At 39.7% G+C, this 18,212-nt stretch carries 16 protein-coding genes; 10 read left to right on the top strand and 6 right to left on the bottom strand.

Features of this window, described 5'->3' with window-relative positions; genetic code table 11:
- The first annotated feature begins 127 nt into the window (after positions 1–127).
- The gene (locus B4N75_RS08055; protein WP_296707093.1) at positions 128–1,048 is read left to right on the top strand and encodes a diacylglycerol/lipid kinase family protein; all 921 of its coding nucleotides are present in this window, start codon (positions 128–130) and stop codon (positions 1,046–1,048) included.
- Between the two features lie 68 nt (positions 1,049–1,116).
- Here B4N75_RS08055 and B4N75_RS08050 read toward each other — a convergent pair whose 3' ends face one another.
- The 4 genes from B4N75_RS08050 to B4N75_RS08035 are packed head-to-tail and all read right to left on the bottom strand — an operon-like array spanning position 1,117 to position 5,553.
- Positions 1,117–1,677 carry a DUF4340 domain-containing protein gene (locus tag B4N75_RS08050; protein WP_296668757.1) on the bottom strand — a complete coding sequence of 187 codons (561 nt, stop codon included), beginning with the start codon at positions 1,675–1,677 and terminating at the stop codon, positions 1,117–1,119.
- Positions 1,674–3,737: a GldG family protein gene (locus tag B4N75_RS08045; RefSeq protein ID WP_296707092.1), complete on the bottom strand. Its 2,064-nt coding sequence runs from the start codon at positions 3,735–3,737 to the stop codon at positions 1,674–1,676. Before B4N75_RS08045 ends, B4N75_RS08050 begins: the two co-directional genes overlap by 4 nt.
- Before the next feature lie 33 nt (positions 3,738–3,770).
- The gene (locus B4N75_RS08040) at positions 3,771–4,562 is read right to left on the bottom strand and encodes an ABC transporter permease subunit (protein ID WP_296668760.1); all 792 of its coding nucleotides are present in this window, start codon (positions 4,560–4,562) and stop codon (positions 3,771–3,773) included.
- Between the two features lie 13 nt (positions 4,563–4,575).
- Positions 4,576–5,553, bottom strand: a complete 978-nt coding sequence (locus B4N75_RS08035) for an ABC transporter ATP-binding protein (RefSeq protein WP_296668762.1) — start codon at positions 5,551–5,553, stop codon at positions 4,576–4,578.
- Positions 5,554–5,846: 293 nt separating this feature from the next.
- On the opposite strand from B4N75_RS08035, the gene B4N75_RS08030 reads away from it, so the two are divergent.
- From B4N75_RS08030 to B4N75_RS07990, 9 genes are all read left to right on the top strand, one after another.
- Positions 5,847–6,368 carry a COG2426 family protein gene (locus tag B4N75_RS08030; protein ID WP_296023167.1) on the top strand — a complete coding sequence of 174 codons (522 nt, stop codon included), beginning with the start codon at positions 5,847–5,849 and terminating at the stop codon, positions 6,366–6,368.
- Positions 6,358–6,957: a M48 family metallopeptidase gene (locus tag B4N75_RS08025; RefSeq protein ID WP_296707090.1), complete on the top strand. Its 600-nt coding sequence runs from the start codon at positions 6,358–6,360 to the stop codon at positions 6,955–6,957. The genes B4N75_RS08030 and B4N75_RS08025 overlap by 11 nt, the downstream gene beginning before the upstream one ends.
- A 130-nt stretch (positions 6,958–7,087) precedes the next feature.
- On the top strand, positions 7,088–7,531 hold the full coding sequence (fliS, locus tag B4N75_RS08020) for a flagellar export chaperone FliS (RefSeq protein ID WP_296023174.1): 444 nt from the start codon (positions 7,088–7,090) through the stop codon (positions 7,529–7,531).
- A gap of 3 nt (positions 7,532–7,534) precedes the next feature.
- Positions 7,535–8,023 (top strand): flagellar export chaperone FlgN, encoded by a 489-nt coding sequence (flgN, locus tag B4N75_RS08015; protein ID WP_296023177.1) that lies wholly within the window; start codon positions 7,535–7,537, stop codon positions 8,021–8,023.
- 149 nt (positions 8,024–8,172) lie between these two features.
- Positions 8,173–10,350 carry an ATP-dependent zinc metalloprotease FtsH gene (ftsH, locus tag B4N75_RS08010; RefSeq protein WP_296707088.1) on the top strand — a complete coding sequence of 726 codons (2,178 nt, stop codon included), beginning with the start codon at positions 8,173–8,175 and terminating at the stop codon, positions 10,348–10,350.
- On the top strand, positions 10,350–11,033 hold the full coding sequence (locus B4N75_RS08005) for a LolA family protein (protein WP_296023183.1): 684 nt from the start codon (positions 10,350–10,352) through the stop codon (positions 11,031–11,033). The genes ftsH and B4N75_RS08005 overlap by 1 nt, the downstream gene beginning before the upstream one ends.
- A gap of 108 nt (positions 11,034–11,141) precedes the next feature.
- On the top strand, positions 11,142–12,230 hold the full coding sequence (locus B4N75_RS08000; protein ID WP_296707086.1) for a helix-turn-helix domain-containing protein: 1,089 nt from the start codon (positions 11,142–11,144) through the stop codon (positions 12,228–12,230).
- Entirely contained in the window at positions 12,217–13,725 is a 1,509-nt protein-coding gene (gene rimO / locus B4N75_RS07995) for a 30S ribosomal protein S12 methylthiotransferase RimO (protein WP_296707084.1), read from the top strand. The genes B4N75_RS08000 and rimO overlap by 14 nt, the downstream gene beginning before the upstream one ends.
- A gap of 24 nt (positions 13,726–13,749) precedes the next feature.
- Complete coding sequence (locus B4N75_RS07990) at positions 13,750–16,092, top strand: ATP-dependent helicase (protein ID WP_296707082.1); 2,343 nt, start codon at positions 13,750–13,752, stop codon at positions 16,090–16,092.
- Positions 16,093–16,190: 98 nt separating this feature from the next.
- Here B4N75_RS07990 and B4N75_RS07985 read toward each other — a convergent pair whose 3' ends face one another.
- Together B4N75_RS07985 and B4N75_RS07980 are read right to left on the bottom strand one after the other, a co-directional pair.
- Positions 16,191–17,786: a Na+/H+ antiporter NhaC family protein gene (locus tag B4N75_RS07985; protein WP_296668773.1), complete on the bottom strand. Its 1,596-nt coding sequence runs from the start codon at positions 17,784–17,786 to the stop codon at positions 16,191–16,193.
- A gap of 20 nt (positions 17,787–17,806) precedes the next feature.
- Complete coding sequence (locus tag B4N75_RS07980) at positions 17,807–17,968, bottom strand: hypothetical protein (protein ID WP_200806549.1); 162 nt, start codon at positions 17,966–17,968, stop codon at positions 17,807–17,809.
- Positions 17,969–18,212 lie beyond the last annotated feature (244 nt).

The raw sequence follows: 18,212 nt of genomic DNA, 5'->3' as shown, positions 1-18,212 counted from the left end.
AGCAGGTTGAGAATCTGAAATAAAATTTGGAAAGACTAAATCGGAGAGTGCAAAAACTGTTTTTTACACAGTTTTTTGTTTTGCTGTTTTGCTTGAATTGAACCGGATTGTGTTTTAAAATCGAAGAATGTTTTATTTTATAGTGAATGAGCACGGTGGCTCAGGACAGGCGGTCGGAGTTTGGAACAAGGTTCAGAAAATTTTAGATGAACGCGGTGTAAAATATCAAAAATTTGTGCCGGAAACAAAAGGCTATGCGGCGGTTTTGGCGGAACAGATTAGCGAAAAAGAAGATGATGATATTCGCCTGATTGTCGTTGGCGGTGACGGAACGATTAACGAAGTTTTAAATGGAATCCGCAGCTTTGAACGGCTAAAATTTATGGTAATTCCTACTGGTTCGGGCAACGATTTTAGCCGCGGATTGGGGTTGCCGTTAAAAAATACAGAAAAAGTTGTCGATATGATTTTGAATTCGACAGGAATAAAAACAATTGACCTTGGAATGGTTGAGTCCGGCGGAAGACGGCGGATTTTTGGAATTTCATCGGGACTTGGACTAAATGCTCTTGTCGGAACGGAAATTAACCGCTCAAAAATCAAAAATATAATGAACAAGCTGCATTTGAATTCTCTCAGTTATGCCGTTATGACGGTAAAAACGCTTTTTACAATGAAGACTTCGACTTTTAAAGTGAGTTTTGACGGCGGAGCGTTTCAGGAATTTGACAGGGCGATTTTTCTTGCTGCAATGAATTTTCCATGCGAGGGCGGAGGAGTTCCAATGGCTCCAAAAGCAAATACAAATGACGGAAAACTCTCGTTTACTCTTGCGGCGAGAATTCCAAAATGGAAGTGTTTTATTGCGTTTCCTTTTTTGCTTGCGGCAAGGCAGGATTTAATAAAAGGATTTTTTATGAAAGAAGCCCGGACTGTCGATGTGTTCACCTCTGAACCAAACGTTAGCCACACTGACGGCGAACTTTTTGGAAAAGTTAATAAAATCCACTATGAATGTCTAGCGCAAAAACTAAAAATTTTACTTTAGTTTTTTGTTGTTTTTTTAAGGCGAAGGCGCGGACTTTTTGAAGTCCGCGTTTTTTGTTTTAATTGCCGCTAATTTGCAGGCTGTTGCTCTTCATCCTGCGGCTGTTCAATTTTTTGTTCAAGGTCTTCGGTTTTTACTTCAAAAATAGAACGCAGGTTTCTGTCAGCAAGCAAAGTTTCCGGTTTTTCATCGAGCCTAATATAAGAAGAAAGATTTGTTTCGGAATTTTTGCCGATTTTTAAGGTTCGGATTGTTTTTCCAGATTTTTCTGCTTTGACGGTAAGTGTCTGCGAGTCTGTAAAACCGTACCTGTCGAGTTCGGAAACGGCCGAAGAGCGGCTTACTGTTCCGAGCGTTTTTATGTTTTTGATGGCGTTTACTAAAGTTTCGATTTTCTGGTCATCGCCGCTGATTTTTTCTTCACTTACGTACCACAGCCCGCCTTCATAAAAAAGTTTTACGGTTTGCGAAGAGTTTTCGATTATAAGTGTGTCCGGTTTTTCCCGCAGAATAAAGTTTTTTATAGGAGAACGCGAGCCGGTTACAAGTTGAACAGCGTAAATCGCTGCAAGAATGACGATTGCCGTCAATAAAACGATTTTTCTTATTTTTGCATTTTTTAAGTTCATTTTGTTTCCTCTGTCTTAATTTCGCGTTTGTCGTCTGGATTGTATTTTTCGCGGATTGCCCTTTTCTTAGCTGTAGTTTTTGCAAGAACTGCAAGACCGCACAGCGCAACCAAAATCACAAGTCCAAATTCGTTAAAATATTTTGCAATGTCTGCCGAAATGCCTTTTTTGATTTTTAAAGTGTTTAAGCTTAAGCCTTTTGTCCGCATTGAGCACAAATCAATTTCGCCGTTCATGTAATCGATGACGTTGCGCACAAACATTGCAACTGGCTGTTTGCCGCTTTCGTCCATAACTTGACCAGTCGTGATTTTTGAAGAACCTATTACAAAAATTTTGCCGTTTTGAACGCTTTTTGCGTAATGGTCGGTAAAATTAAATTCACCGTTTTGATTTTCTACTGGATTTTTTTCAAAAGCGCTTTTGAATTTTCCTTCTACAAGAACAGCAAGATTTTGGCTTTGCATTGCGCTTTTGTCGGTTGGTTTTCGAATCATCTGAGGAATTGCTGTAACGTTGTCTTTGACGAGCCAGCTGTTTTTAGAAGATGAAGCAAGAATTGTAACTTTTGCGTCTGCATTTTTTTGAGCGTTTTCTGCATTGATAGAACTGTTCTGAAGCATAATCACGTAGCCAAGATTTTTTGTAATCGGGCTGTTTTTTGCAAGATTTGATTTTTGAAGCACTGGAGCAAAGTAGAGCGGAGTTGAACCTGAACGCTGATCCTGATTTACATAGCAATTTTCGTCCATAACGTAATCTTTTCCGACAGAAATTCCGTATTTTGAGAGAATTGTTTCAAGACCGTTGTCGACAGGTTTGTACTGCGGAATCTGGTAATATGCGTTTTGTCCCTGCGGATAAACTTCTTCAAACTGGTCGTCGAAAATAATTAAATTTCCGCCACGAAGCAAAAATTGGTCAAGCTTGTAAAGTTCAATTTCTTCGAATTTTTCTTTTGCGCCGTTTATAACGACACTTTTTATGCCGGAAGGAATTTCATCATCTTTTAAATTTAAATCCTTAAATTCGTAGCGGTCAGAAATAATTGAATTGAAAACCGCTGCATTTGCCTGCGACTGTGCGTTTTTGTAGTCGAGTTCGCGGTGTCCTGTTACATAGCCTATAATATTTGGTTTAGAAACAAGGCTTTTTAGGTTTTCATTCAATTCGTCTTCAAGGCTGTCTGTGCCAGAAATTATGTTTCCAAAAAATGAACGCGACATTTTTACGTTCAAAAGCCTAAATTCCTGTCCGTATTCAAGAACAAGCCCGATAACTCCAGTTTTTTCTCCGTCGGCGTCCTGCCAGCTCAGGCTTTGAATTCCGTATTTTTCGACGAGTTCCGGAATTTCTTGCTCAGAAGGATCTATTGTTTCAAATTCGATTCTATCCATATTTTTTGAGTTTACAGATTTGTATGCGGCAGAAACTGTTTTTTCAAGATTTTTGAGGCCGTTTATATTGAACTGTTCGAGTTTTTTTGTCAGATAGAGAGAAAGTTTTGCTTTTCCCTGCAATCCTGCAAGAGCCGAAGTTGTGCTTATAAGACGGCTCATTGTGGTTGTGAGGGTGTATTCAAGGCCGTCGGCAGAACTTAATCCGTCGATTATTTCCGTTCGGTCGGCATAACTTACAGTCAAAGCCATCCAGACCTGCTTAAAACCGACTTCGTTGTTCTTTAATTCTTGAATTTGAACTTGAGAGATTCCGTAATTTCTTGCGATTTTTTGATTTTCTTCTTTGTCCATGTCAAAAAATTCAGCAGAAAAATTTGAATTTGCGGCGCCTTTGTATTCAACCAGAAGATCGCGGATATACTGATCGATTGTGTTGTAGGGAGCCGGCAGATTTTTTGTAAAAAATACTTTTATCGAAAGCGGTTGTTCAAGATTTTTAACAATCTGCCTGCTCGACTGTGAAAGCGAATAAGATTTTGGGGCTGTAAGGTCAAGGCGGAAAAATGCCTTTGAGCATACAAGATTTAAGAGAAGAATTGCAGTTAAAAAGAGAAAAATGTCGCTTTTTGGACTTTTTAACCATTCAATAAATTTTTTCATATTGTTGTTTTAAACTCCAGTCTTATAGAATTTTTATTTTTGTCCATTGTTTACAGAGCGGACAGTCAGCGCAAAAAAGATAACCGTAAGCGAAACAAAATAAACAATGTCGCGGCTGTCGATAATTCCGCGGCAAATAGATTCAAAATGGCTTAGCGAAGAAAGGTAAGTTACCGTTCTTACAAGAAAAGCCGGCAGAAAAACCGCAAAATTTGAAAGCAGAGTCAGAATTATGCAAATTGCAAAAGCCTCAAAAAAAGCAATAATCTGATTTTTCGTTGTGCTCGAAGCAAAAATTCCAATCGCGCTAAAACCTGCTGTTAAAAAGATTGAGCCGAGATAACCGCCCAAAATCGGGCCTGCATCAGGAGAGCCAAAAATAAAGCAGGTTAAAACGTAAAAAAGAGAAGGAATTAAAAGCACAAGACCAGAAATAAAGACAGCCAGAAATTTTCCTTCGACAACATCAAAAACTGTTACCGGAAGGGTGAGCAAGGTTTCGAGAGAAGTCGATTTTTTTTCTTCGGCAAAACTCCTCATAGAAAGAGCTGGAATAAAAAAAGAAAAAAGTACCGGCAAAAGCCCAAAAAACTGTCTTAATTCGGCGCGGTTTGCAAGAAAAAATGTGTTAAAAAACAAAAAACCGGAAGCGAGCGTAAAAAGTCCGGTAACGATATAAGCAATCGGGCTGGAAAAATAAGATTTTAATTCGCGGCACATAATTACAAAAGCCGGATTTTTTGTTTTTGCTTTTTTCCTTGAACTTATCTTTGCCATTGAACTTGCGTTAGAGAGCGGATTGTTAGTTTCTAAAATATCAGTCATTTTTGTATCCTCTTTAGTTTTTTTGTGTTAATGCGTTTTCCGAAGGCGAATCTTCCGTCAAAGTATGGAAAATATCTTCAAGACTGTTTCTTCTGAGCGAAAGTTCATAAAGCTCAAAACCAGCTTTGTTCACAGCCGCTGCAATCTGCGGCCTGATTTCCATATTATCTTTAACCTGAACAAGAGCTCCGGCAGTTTTTTCGTTGTGTCCCAAGTTTGCATTTTCCGTTTTTTCTGCCGTAACAGCGCCAACACCGTCAATTTTTTTCAATATTTCAGAAAGTTTTTCAAAACCACAGCCAGAAGCTTCAACAAAGACACTTGCGCTGGTTCCGTATCGTTCCCTCAGTTCGCCGGTCGGACTGTCGGCAACGAGTTTTCCGCCAGAAATAATAATAACTCTGTCGCAAATCATTTCCACTTCGCCGAGAATATGTGTCGAAATAATAACTGTTCTTGTTTTTCCGATTTCTTTAATCAAGGCGCGTACTTCGCCAATTTGGTTCGGGTCAAGACCAGAAGTCGGTTCGTCCAAAATTAAGATTTCCGGATCATTCATCAAGGCGTGCGCAAGACCTACTCTCTGCCTGTAGCCGCGGCTCAAATCAGAAATATTTTTGTGCATGACTTCTTTAAGTCCACATTCCCTGCACAAAACCGGAACTTTTTCGTCAGGATTCTGTCCCTGAATCTGGGCAACATAGCGCAAATAATCGTCAACAATCATTTCGCCGTACAAAGGCGCGCTTTCCGGCATATAACCGATTTTTTTCTTGCATTCGACGGCATTTTCTTCAATATTTTTGCCATCAATCTTAATCAAACCGGAAGTCGGCTGCAAAAAACCGGTAATCATTCTCATTGTCGTCGATTTTCCGGCGCCATTTGGTCCCAAAAGTCCAACAATTTGCCCAGTCGGAATCGAAAAACTGATTTCATCGACTGCCTTAAAAGTTCCAAAATGCTTTGAAAGCTTAAAAACTTCAATCATTTAATTTTACCTTATCTCCTTTTTTTTGGACGGCATTCAAATTTTAAGCCGAATTTTGCCTGTCTTGGCGCTGAATTTTCAAGAAATTCCGGCTGCTACGGGTTCGGTAGCCCTCATTGGCGGCTTCGCCTCCAACTGCGCCCTTTGCATCCGGCGTAAGTCCACCGTCAACTTTTGTAAACTACAATAAAATATAACAAAAAAACAATATTTTAGTTACGCAAAACTACAGAGATAAAAAATTACAAAATTCACCACTTTTATAAAAAAACATTGTCCTGTATATTAGGACAATGTTAAAAATTTTTCTTATCGTTTTTGTTATTTCGATGATTCCGCTGATTGAGCTTCGGGGCGCTATTCCTGTCGGAGTTGCGCTTGCTTCTTCTTTTTTGGGGCTTAGCGAAGAATCTCTTTCTGTAAAATATATTGTTTTAATAAATCTTTTTTCAATGCTTGGAAATATGCTTCCAGTTCCGTTTATCTATTTTTTTGCCAGAAAATTTCTTGAATGGGGAAGTTCAAAAAAATACATTGGAAAAATGTGCAATTTTTTTCTTGTAAAAGGTAAAAAAGGCGGCGAAAAACTTGAAAAAAAGGCTGGCAGCGGTTTGTTTTTTGCACTTTTTTTATTTGTCGGAATTCCATTGCCTGGAACAGGCGCATGGACAGGCACTTTGGCTGCCAGCCTTCTAGACATGAAGCCGCGCCAGACTGTTCTTGCAGTTTTGGGCGGAGTTTTCTTAGCGGCAGTTGTAATGACTCTTGCTTCGTGCGGAGTTTTTGGCGCGGCTGGAGCGATTTTTGGAAAATAGCGGCATAAAAGTAAAAATAATTCGTAAAAATATGCGGTCAATCCGTCTTCACGTAAACCGTTTTGGCGAAGTTGTCTGCACGGCGTCTTTTTTGGAAAGCGAACAAAAAATTCAAAAATTTATCGAAGAAAAAAAAGACTGGATTGAAAAAAGCGTTCAAAAAGTAAAAAAATCAAAGCAAAACAGCATTTTTCTAAATCCGGACGGAGTTGCGGCAAAGTCGGGCTTTTTATCTTCCGACAGAATTTTCGGAAAAACAAATTTTAATTATTCAGCCTTGTGGAAAAAATCTGCGCTAAAAAAATTTATGCAGAGCGCAGACATGCTTTCTTCGTTTTTTGAAAAAAACGCATTGCCGGAATTTACTGTAAAAGGGCGTTCAATGCACTCAATATGGGGCAACTGCAACACAAAAAACAAAACAATTACTTTATCCTGGGAACTTTTTAATTTTCCGCAGGAATGTATAGATTATGTTGTTTTTCACGAAATGACTCATTTTCTGTATATTTATCACGACAAAAATTTTTATTCCTATATAGAACGCTTTATGCCTGATTTTAGAAAAATTGCCAAAAAATTATCTTAAAAAAATTCTAAAACGTATTTTTCTTCTTTCCTGCTAAACAAAAAAATTCAATTGCCGAAAATATAATGAAGAATATCTCTAAAACTGCATTTTTAAAGATTCTCTTCTATAAAAATGTGGGAGGCTGAAAATGGGATTCATGAACAATGCTTATACGGCATATAAAAACACAGGAATAAAAACAGCGAGTCAGGGAAAACTTGTTGTTTTGCTTTACGAAGGCGCTATAAAAAATTTAACCAACGCATTGGAATGTTTTGATTCAGATTCAAAAATTGAAGCAAAAAATATCGAAAAATTTGGAAATTATATAATGAAAGCGCAGGATATAATCAGCGAGCTTCAGGCGAGCCTCAACATGTCGGCTGGCGGAGAAATTGCTTCAAACCTTATGTCTCTTTACATTTATTTTAACCGGGAACTTATGTCGTCAAATATCAACAAAGACAAAAAAAAGATTGAATTTGTCCTTAATATGCTCAATCAATTGTCTGCTGCTTGGGTTCAGGCGGCAAACAGTCAGTCAAATGCTGTAAACACCGGTTTTGGTGGCGGTCTTAATATCGAGGGGTAATTTATGGAATTAACTCAGGCACAGATTGACGAAAGAATTGCTGTTTTAAAACGTTTTAGAACTTTGCTTGAACAGCAGCGCAATAAATTTAGAGAATATCTGCATGTGCTTGAGTGCCAGCAGAATAAGATTGAAGAAGAAGATGGAGATGCGCTTGTAGCTCATGCTGAGCTTGAACAGCAGATTGTTTCAAATATTTCAAATTTGCAGAAAGTGATTGAACCTATGCAAAGCATGTACAATGCAGTTTCGCATGGAACGGAACTTGGCGCAGAAGATAAAATCAGCGTAAAAAAAATGCAGGCGGAGCTTGCAGACTTGCAGAAAAAAGTTCTCGCTCAAAATGCGCGCAATCAGGATCTATTAAAAGAACATATTGAAAGCGTAAAAAAACAGCTTGCAGAAATTCATAATGCCAATCCTTATTTTGGAAAGCGTTCAGTTTATTCAACAACTGCCGCCGTAACTGGAAATTTTGTTGCCGAAGCTTAGTTTTTCTGTTTGTATAATGATGCAAATTTTATTATATTTATAGCGTGCCATTCTAAAATTTTCCTTTGGTAAATTTTTAGAAAGTTTGGCAAGTTTTAAGACGTTACGATACAACGATTTTATCAACACTATAAATTTTTGAGGAATAAATGAGCGACGATCAGAAAAACGAACAGGACAAACCGTCATTTGTGCCGGAACCAAAAGAAAAAAAAGACGAAAACAAGCAGGAAAAAACGTCAGAAAAAAAGCCGGCAGACAAAAATAACGAAAACAAACAGAATTCTCAGGATTTTGATCCGTATAGTTTTTTTAAACTTTCAATTGATGAGCCAGAAAACGGTGACAAAAACGGTGGAAAAAAGCCTTCGCGCTTTCCTTTTTTTACAATGCTTGCCGTTACAGTGCTCGCGCTTGCATTCATCAATATGTTTTTGCTTCCAAAAGCCGACAACACAATTCCTTTTTCGGAATTCCGTAATCTTGTAGAAGATGGAACAATTGTCTATGTCGAAATGGGCGAAAATTCATTTACAGGCTATGGAGTTCCTGTTGCTGAGAATACAACTGCAACTCAAAATGATTCTTCTGATTCAGTTTTAAAATCGCCTCAGCTCCCATGGAACAAAATTCGCAGGGTTCAGAGCGAAAGCCGAAAAGTTTACCGGACAACTGGCGTTTTAATGCAGGATTTTGTTTCTCTTTTAAACGAAAAGCATGTTGAATATAAATTTATCATAAAACAGACAAACTGGTTTGTTCAGCTTCTGTTGAATTTTGCATTTCCGATTGGAATCCTTCTTTTAATGTATTTCTTTATTTTCCGCAAAATGGGCAGCGGAATTGGCGGAATGGGTTCCCTTTTTGGAGCAGGCGGAAGCCGTGCAAAGACAGTTGAAGAAGGCAAGGTAAAAACGCGCTTTTCTGATGTTGCCGGCGTTGACGAGGCAAAAGAAGAGCTTGTCGAAGTTGTTGACTTTTTGAAGGAACCAAAAAAATATACTGACATTGGCGGTAAAATTCCAAAAGGCGTTTTGCTCGTTGGTCCTCCTGGAACAGGAAAAACTCTTCTTGCGCGTGCAGTTGCCGGCGAAGCTGGAGTTCCGTTCTTTAGCATTTCGGGCTCTGACTTTGTAGAAATGTTTGTCGGTGTTGGAGCAAGCCGTGTACGCGATTTGTTCCGTCAAGCCCGCGAAAAAGCTCCGTGCATTATTTTTATTGACGAAATCGATGCCCTTGGAAAAAGCCGTATGAACGGTTATGGCGGTGGAAACGACGAGCGTGAACAGACTTTGAACCAGCTTTTGGTAGAGATGGACGGTTTTGACAACGAAAAAGGACTTATCATTCTTGCTGCTACAAACCGTGCAGATATTCTTGATCCTGCGCTTTTGCGTCCAGGCCGCTTTGACCGTCAGGTTCCTGTTGAAAAACCGGACGTAAAAGGCCGCGAAGACATTTTGAGAATTCACTCTAAAAATGTAAAGCTTGATAAAGACGTTGATTTTGTTTCTGTTGCCCACGGAACTGTAGGCTTTGCGGGTGCAGACCTTGCAAACGTTGTAAACGAAGCTGCGCTTATGGCAGTCCGCAATGGCCGCAAAAAAGTAACAATGGAAGACTTTAATGAAGCAATCGACAAAGTTAGCATTGGTCTAAAAAAGAAAAGCCGCAAAGACAACAAAAAAGAAATGCGCCTTGTTTCTGTCCACGAAACTGGACACGCTCTTGTTGCTGCCTTTACTCCGGATTTTGCCCCTGTCAATAAAATTACAGTTGTTCCGAGAAGCCATGGCGTTGGCGGATTTACACAATATCGCGAAGAAGAAGAAAAAAACTTTATGACTCGCAAAGATATTATAAACGAAGTTGACAGTTGTCTTGGCGGACGTGCTGCGGAAGAAGTTGTGCTTGGCGACATTTCTACTGGCGCTTCAAATGACATTGCCCGCGCAACAGACCTTGTAAAACGCATGATTACAGATTTTGGTATGTCTGCAAAATTCAGAAACATGACGCTTGGAAAAGGTGTTTTGGGGCATCAGGGCGCAGATCCAAATATTTACCGCGAATTTTCTGAAGAAACACAGCGTTATGTCGATGAAGAAATTGCCCGCGTAATGAACGAACGCTATTCTCATGTTGTTGAATTGATGAAAGAGCACAAAGATTTGCTCGAATTCATTGCAAACCGCCTCCTTGAAATCGAAACAATGGACGGAAAAGAATTCTACGAAATTGTAAAGAGCGAAGTTCATTGCCGTGAGCTTGCAGAACAGGCAAAACTAAATGAAGAAAACACAGCTTCAACTGATGAGGAAAAATAATGAAAAAAATATTTGTATTGACAGCGTTGATTTTTACCTGTTTTTCCAGATTTTCTGTTTATGCTCAAGGAATTTTAACTGCGGCGGCTTTTTTTCAGAATGTTTCAGCTGAATATGGAAAAATTGAAGATTATGAGGCTGATGTTTCAATTAAGGCTGCAAAAAAAGTTATGGAAGGGCATGTAAATTTTAAACGTCCGAATCTTTTGCGCATTGATTTTACAAAACCAGACAATCAGGTAATCTGTTTTAATGGAGATTTGCTTACGATTTATCTTCCTGAATCCGCCGCAATCTTAAATCAGACAGTTGAATCTTCGGGAACAGGAAGCGCTGCAAACCTTGCGACTGCACAAGGGCTTTCTTTAATGAGCAGGTATTATTCTGTTGCGTACGAAAGCGGACAGGAAGCGGTTCCTCTCGAAGACGGAAGCACGGAAAATGTAGTAAAATTGGTTTTGAGCCGTCGCAATACTTCTGAAGCGTTCCGTTACATCAACCTTGCAATTTTGCCCGAATCAAAGCTTATCCGTAGAATTGAAGCAATTACGCCTCAAAACGAAAAATTCCAGTTTGATTTTTCAAATTACTCGATAAATCAGGGAATTTCGGATCAGCGTTTTATTTATGATCCGCCAACTTCTGCTAATAATTACAACAATTTTCTGTTTACTGAACAGTAATTTGTAAAATTTTAAGTTATCGCATTTTTTTCAGGTTGCCTTTGAAAATGTATTTTTTTAAGGCAGCCTTAAGATTTTTTAAAGTATATTTTTCAGGGAAGAACAAAAATGGAAAGTTATGGCACAATTCTAAAAAACAAAAGGGAAGAAAAAGGACTGGAACTTGAAACTATTTCCAGAGAAACTTCAATTACTTCCACCTATTTAAAGGCTCTTGAAGACGAAAATGCCGTAATTTTTCCTGGTGAGCCATATCTTGTCGGTTTTTTGAAGAATTATGCTGAATACCTCGGACTTGATTCTCAAAAATTGCTCCAGCTTTATCATGCAAAAACATTGCAGGAATCTCCGATTCCAGACGGTTTGATTGTCCGCAGGCGGCCGAAAGTTTTAATTACTGTAATCATAATAATTTCGATTCTTGTTTTTGCAACTGGAGTTACTTTTGCTGTTCTTTTTATGAAAAAGAAAGCTGAAGAGCATGCAGTTCTTGCTGCTTTACAGAACGATTTTCAGTCAAAAAAATACGAACTTACGGAAAAACCTCTTGCTACAAGAATTTACAAAGGCGACCAATTGATTTTGGGAACTAGTGGCGGAGATGTTGTCGTGACTGTTGCAAATACTGTCGGTGATTTGTGTTTGGAAACTCCTGCTGGAATTCAGCATATTGAACTTTCAGAAGAGCTCGAAGTTGATGTTGACGGCGATTCAAAGCCAGAGCTGATTGTCTATGTTTCAGATGTTTCCACTGGAACAAATGACCGTGGCGCTGAAGTTAGAATTCTTCTTAAAAATGCTTCGAATGCTGTCGCAGGAGAAACAAAAACTTCTGAAATTCCTAGCGTTGGTGAACTTCCTCAAAACCAAAAACGCACTGTTATTCTCGAAGATACAAGGGCTTATCCGTTTACGGTTCGTGCGGACTTCCGTGCAGGCTGTCTGTTCCGTTATCGTCTGGACAGAAAAGATGCTGTCGAAGATTATCTTGCAAACGGCGACACTGTAAATATGACTGCAAGTAACGGCGTGCGCTTGTGGATTTCTAACGGAAATACTGTAAAACTTCAGGTGATTGTTGCTTCAAAAACTTACGACATTGGAGTTACAAAAGCCGGAGAAGTTATTGTTCAGGATATTCGCTGGATAAAAGATACAGATGGAAAATTCAAGCTGGTAATAAATGAACTCGATTAAATTTTTTATTGATCAGCACGGTTGTGCAAAAAATCAGGTGGATGGAGAAATTTTAATTTCGCATTTGACAGGAACTCAAGAGTGGGAACAGACTTTTGAACCTTCTGAGGCGGATTTAATCATCATCAATTCGTGTGGCTTTATTGAATCTGCAAAAACCGAATGTTTGAATGCAGTCTTAAACGCAAGAAATAATTATCCGAACGCAAAAATTCTTTTGGCAGGTTGCCTTGCTGAGCGTTACGCAGAGGACTTAAAAGAAAATTTGCCGGAAGCAGACGGCTTTTTTGGAAACGGTGATCTTTCAAAAATCGTAATCACTGCAAAAGAAGTTATGCAAAATAAGCGTCCAGTCCATAAATTTGCTCAAAAAGGAGTTTGCGGCGCAAACCGGAATTTGCTTCTTTCTTTTGCTGGAACCGCCTTTGTAAAAATTACTGAAGGTTGCAACAACCGCTGTTCCTTCTGTGCAATTCCAATCATCCGTGGAGAATTGCGTTCTCGTCATGCTTCTGAAATTATTGAAGAAATTAAAATTCTTCTCAAAAAAGGCGTTTACGAAATCAATTTAATCGGACAAGATTTGGCAGCTTACGGAACAGGCAGTTCTGACAATGTTTTTGGAACAGGGCGCACTTATCTTCCTCTTGGAACTCCAGGAAGCGATGCTGAACTTGCTTGCGAAGACAAAGGCGAATCTGGACTTTGCCGTTTGCTCAAAGAAATTTCAAAAATCGAAGGAACTTTCCGTCTTCGGCTGCTTTATATTCATCCAGACCATTTTAATCCTGACATTTTGCCTGTGATAAAATCCGATAGACGCTTTTTGCCTTATTTTGATATTCCTTTTCAGAGCGGAGATGACGAAATCATTCTCAAAATGCACAGAACCGGAAATCACAAAAAGTATGCGCAGACAATCGAAAAAATCAGGAGCTTTTTTCCAGACGCAGCGATCCGGACGACTTTTTTGGCAGGTTTTCCTGGTGAAACAGATGCTCAGGCAGAAAATACTCTTAGCTTCTTAAAAGAAATTTCTACAGATTGGTCAGGCTGCTTTCCGTATTCAAGGGAAGATGATACTCCGGCTTACAACTTAAAAAAACAGGTTCCTGCAAAAAAAGCAAATGAACGTGCCGAAAAACTGGTTGCGCTTCAGGAGCAAATTACAGCACAGCGCTTAAAGGAGCGTTGCGGCAAAGATTACGATGTTTTGATTGAAGAAGTTCTCGCTCAAAACGAAGATTCTCCTGAAGAAGGAATTGCAATTGGAAGGGCATGGTTTCAAGCGCCGGAAGTTGACGGTTCGGTTGTCGTCAATTATGACCGCTCAAATCCAGAAGAGCAAAAAGCGGTTCTTTCCGGAAGACTTGTGCGCGTTCATATAAACAGCGCCGGCACTGTTGATTTAAACGGCGACTTTGTCTGCGACAGTCCGCTTAACGAGACAATCAAAAGAAACAAGTTGAAATTTGCGCAGGAAATAAACGGTTAAAACTGCAAAGGTGGCAAATGCAAAATGAATGAGTTTTTAAGCGTCTTGAATCCTGAACAAAGGGCGGCCGTTGAACATGAAGGTTCTCCTCTCTTAATTCTGGCAGGAGCAGGTTCAGGAAAAACACGCGTAATTACTACAAAAATTGCTTATCTTATTTCTGAACGAAACATCGATCCGTATCAGATTCTTGCAGTTACTTTTACAAAAAAAGCGGCAAACGAAATGCAGCAAAGGGCTGTTGCTCTCGACAGCCGGGTGCGTTATTCACAAATCAGGACGTTTCACTCTTTTGGCGCCTGGTTTCTCCGTCTTTTTGCAGCGCAGGCTGGAGTCGACCCGAATTTTACGGTTTATGATGACGACGACATGGTAACTCTCCTTTCTAGGGCAAATCCAAATCTTGCCAGAAAGCAGGCAAATCATTACGCGCATTTAATCAGTCTTTGCAAAGATTACGCTTTAACGCCGGACGATTCGGTCGAAATTGCCGAACTTATGGAAGAACTTGGCGAAGAAATTGACAGCGAAGATGATTTTGCGCAAATTTATTCAAACTATACAGCCCGTCTGCGCGAAACCGGCAATGTTGATTTTGGAGATTTGATTCTTCTTCCAATGCTTGTTCTTGAAAAAAACGAAGCAGTCCGCACAAAAATCCAAAATCGTTTTCGAGTAATAATGGTTGACGAGTATCAGGACTCAAACGTGGCGCAGTTTCGGCTTTTGCAGGTGCTTGCCGGAAAACAGACCTATGTTTGTGTTGTTGGCGATGATGATCAGTCGATTTACCGTTTCCGTGGCGCTGAAGTAAAAAATATTCTTCAATTCAAAAATCATTTTCCGGGAACTCAGATAATCCGTCTGGAAAGTAATTACCGCTCAAAATCAGAAATTTTGACGGTTGCAAACGACGTTATAAAAAATAATTCGGCTCGTCTTGGAAAAGAACTTCGTGCCGAACGTGGAGAAGGAAAAAAGCCTGTACTGATTTTTTTGCCTGATCAAAACGAAGAGTGTCAATTTTGCGGAGATTTAATCGAGCAGACACACAAAACAGGAATTCCATACAGCGACTGGGCTATTCTTTACCGCACAAATGCTCAGTCAATGGGATTTGAATCAGAATTTTTGCGAAGAAAAATCCCATACCGCGTTGTCGGCTCTCTAAAATTCTACGAACGCGAAGAAATAAAAGATATTCTCGCTTATCTTGCGCTGCTTGCAAACCCAAAGGACGAAATCGCATTCAGAAGAATTATAAATAAACCTGCGCGAGGAATCGGAGCAACGTCGCAGGATAAACTTGTAGAAGCCTGCCGCCAAGAGATTTATAACTCTGTTATGGAAGAAGATAGCAGCCAGAACGAAGAAACTTCTCAGGAGCAGATTCAGAGTGTAAACTATGTAGAAATTTGCCGCAAAAACGGAGCGTCTTTTTCAAAAAAGGCAAGGGAAGGAATTGCTTCTTTTGTCGAGGCGATGGACGCTTTTTACGAAAAAATAAAAGAAAATATTAAGCAAAAAGACGAAAACGAGCGGATTTTAGCCGAAAAAGCAAAAATTGTAAATCCAGTCGAAAAACTTTCGGTTTTAATAGATTTTATTGCCGAAAAATCAGGCTTAAAGACATATTATTCAGAAAAAGACGAAATTGCCGGAACTCAGCGCGATGCAAATATTCAAGAACTTTCAAATTCGGCAGTTTTTTATGATTCAACGCGGGAAGGTCTTCTGGAATTTTTGGATCATATTGAATTAGACAGAACAATAGAAGAATCAGACGGCGAAGAAGAGGCAGACAGCGTAACTTTAATCACTCTTCACAATACGAAGGGGCTGGAATTTAGCCGCGTTGTAATTACCGGAATGGAATATGGAATTTTTCCGAGGCAGGACAAATACGGAAATGAACTTGAAGAAGAGCGCAGGCTTTGCTATGTTGGCATTACCCGTGCAAAGGACGAGCTTTATATGACATCTTGTTCTAGGCGTATTATGTACGGCCGCTCTGAATATATGGCGCCAAGTCCGTTTTTGCAGGAAATAAACCCTGACAATATAAAAATTTTAGGGCATCTTCCGTTCGGATTTAAAAAAACTTCTTCACAAAAAGCTTCTTTTTCGCATAACGGCGATTTTGGAAATTTGGGCTTAAGCCATCCTGACACAGAAACCGACCCGATAAAATTAAAATATCACCGCGGAGCAAAAATCTATACCGATGATTATGGTTATGGAATTATAACTTCAGCAGTTACGACAACCGAAGGCGAATACGCAGTTACAGTCAATTTTGAGAACGGCGGAATAAAAAGATTCTTGCCAAAATATCAATACAAAAATCTGGAAATTATAAAAGACTAAGCAAGTGAAAAAAAATTGCTCCGTAGTTTCTCGCAATGACGCTGTACAGACCAAGGTCTAATCGTCATTGCGGGCTAAAAGCGAAGCAATTTACGTTTTTAAGCCTGCTGCTGAACAGACATGGCTTTTTCTGTCCGCTTTTTAATAAAAATCAAAGTTGCAAACAAAAGCACAAGGCCAAAGCAGAGCGAAATCGCAGAGCAGAGGGCAATGTTAAGTTTTGAAGTAAAACCTGCCACGATAAAAGTAAAGAACGAAACAACCGCAACTGTCATAGCATAAGGAAGCTGAGTCGCAACGTGGTTTACGTGGTCGCACTGAGCGCCAGCGCTTGCCATAATTGTTGTATCAGAAATTGGAGAAACGTGGTCGCCGCATACAGCGCCGGCCATGCAGGCAGAAATCGAAATAATTCTTAACGAGCCTTCAGGGAAAGCCGCAATACAAATAGGAATCAAAATTCCAAAAGTTCCCCAAGAAGTGCCGGTCGCAAAGGCAAGGAAACATGCGATTGCAAAGATAATTGCCGGAAGAAGCATTTGAAGCTTGTCAGCGCTTCCAGAAACAATGCCTGCAACAAAGTCTTTTGCGCCAAGACTGTCAGTCATAGATTTAAGAGTCCAGGCAAGACAGAGAATCAAAATGGCAGGAACCATAGCCTTAAAACCGTCCGTCAAGCACAGCATCGCCGACTTAAACGAAATAACTTTGCGTCCAAGATACCAAACGAGAGAAACAATAAGTCCAAACAAAGAACCGATTACAAGTCCTACAGAAGCGTCAGAATTTGCAAAAGCGTTGACAAAGTTAAGATGAGAGTCGCCTTCGCTAAAAAATCCGCCGGAATAAATCATGCCGAGAACGCAGAAAACAATAAGAATAGCGATTGGAACAACCAAATCAGCAACAGTTCCCTTCTTTTTTCCCTCTGCAGATGATGATTCTTCAGGTACCGAAACTTCTTCATCGTCTTTTTTCATAAATTCTTTTGCTTTTTCATACTTAGACATTTCGCCGTATTCAAAACGCATAAAAACGAGGGCAAAAAGCATTACGATTGTAAAAAGAGCATAAAAGTTAAAAGGAATAGCCTTGCAGAAAAGAGCAAGACCGTTTTCGCCTTCAGTTACAAAGCCAGAAACCGCGGCCGCCCATGAAGAAATCGGGGCAATAATACAGATAGGAGCCGCAGTAGAGTCGATAAGGTAAGAAAGTTTTTCTTTGCTTACACCGTATTTGTCGGTTACAGGCTTCATAACAGAACCAACAGTCAGACAGTTAAAATAGTCATCGATAAAAATCAAAATTCCGAGACAGATAGTAGCAACCTGAGCGCCAAGTTTTGTTTTAATGTGTTTTTTTGCCCAGTTGCCAAAAGCGGCAGAACCGCCAGCCTTGTTCATAAGGGCAACCATAGTTCCGAGAATTACAAGAAAAGCGAGAATTCCGACATTGTAACTGTCAGAAATACACGAAATCAAACCGTAAGAAACAGCATCATCGCCTTCGCCGACAGTATTGTTCAAAAGATGCGAAATAAATCCCGCAAAACCCGAGCCAACGCTCACAGAATAAAAAACGGCGCCGATTACAATGCCGATAAAAAGCGAAGAATAAACTTCTTTAGTAATCAATGCCAGCGCAATAGCAACAACCGGCGGTACAAGCGACCAAAAAGTTCCAATCATATTCATTTTAAGCAAAATCTCCTAAATTACTTTTTAATGGCAGAAAAATCAGTGTTAAGCGGATCTTTAACGCCTTCTTTTTCCAGTTTTTTCAGAACTTCGATAGCGTAGTCGAGTTCGTCGAGCGAATTTGCAGAAACATAGGTTTTGACCTGTTCCAACGCCTTGATAGCTTTCTCGTTATTCATAAATCCTCCAAAAAAAAGCGTAAACAATCTCCTGTAAAAAATATTCTATCAGTAAAAAAAACGTAAATAAATATTCAACTGCACAAAAATAAAGATTTTTTTGATAAATCGGGGCCATTTTTTCGTTTTTACAAAACGAAAAAACCGGGCTTTCCAGGGTTCCGCGCTAGCCGCGCTGCATTTGCGGCTGCCGGCAGCCGCAAACGGCTCCGCCGCCCTTCCAATCCCTTGTCCGAAAGGACAA

Source organism: Treponema sp. UBA7570 (assembly GCA_002477955.1).
Taxonomy (GTDB): domain Bacteria; phylum Spirochaetota; class Spirochaetia; order Treponematales; family Treponemataceae; genus Treponema_D.
This window is presented reverse-complemented; position numbering and strand designations above follow the sequence as displayed.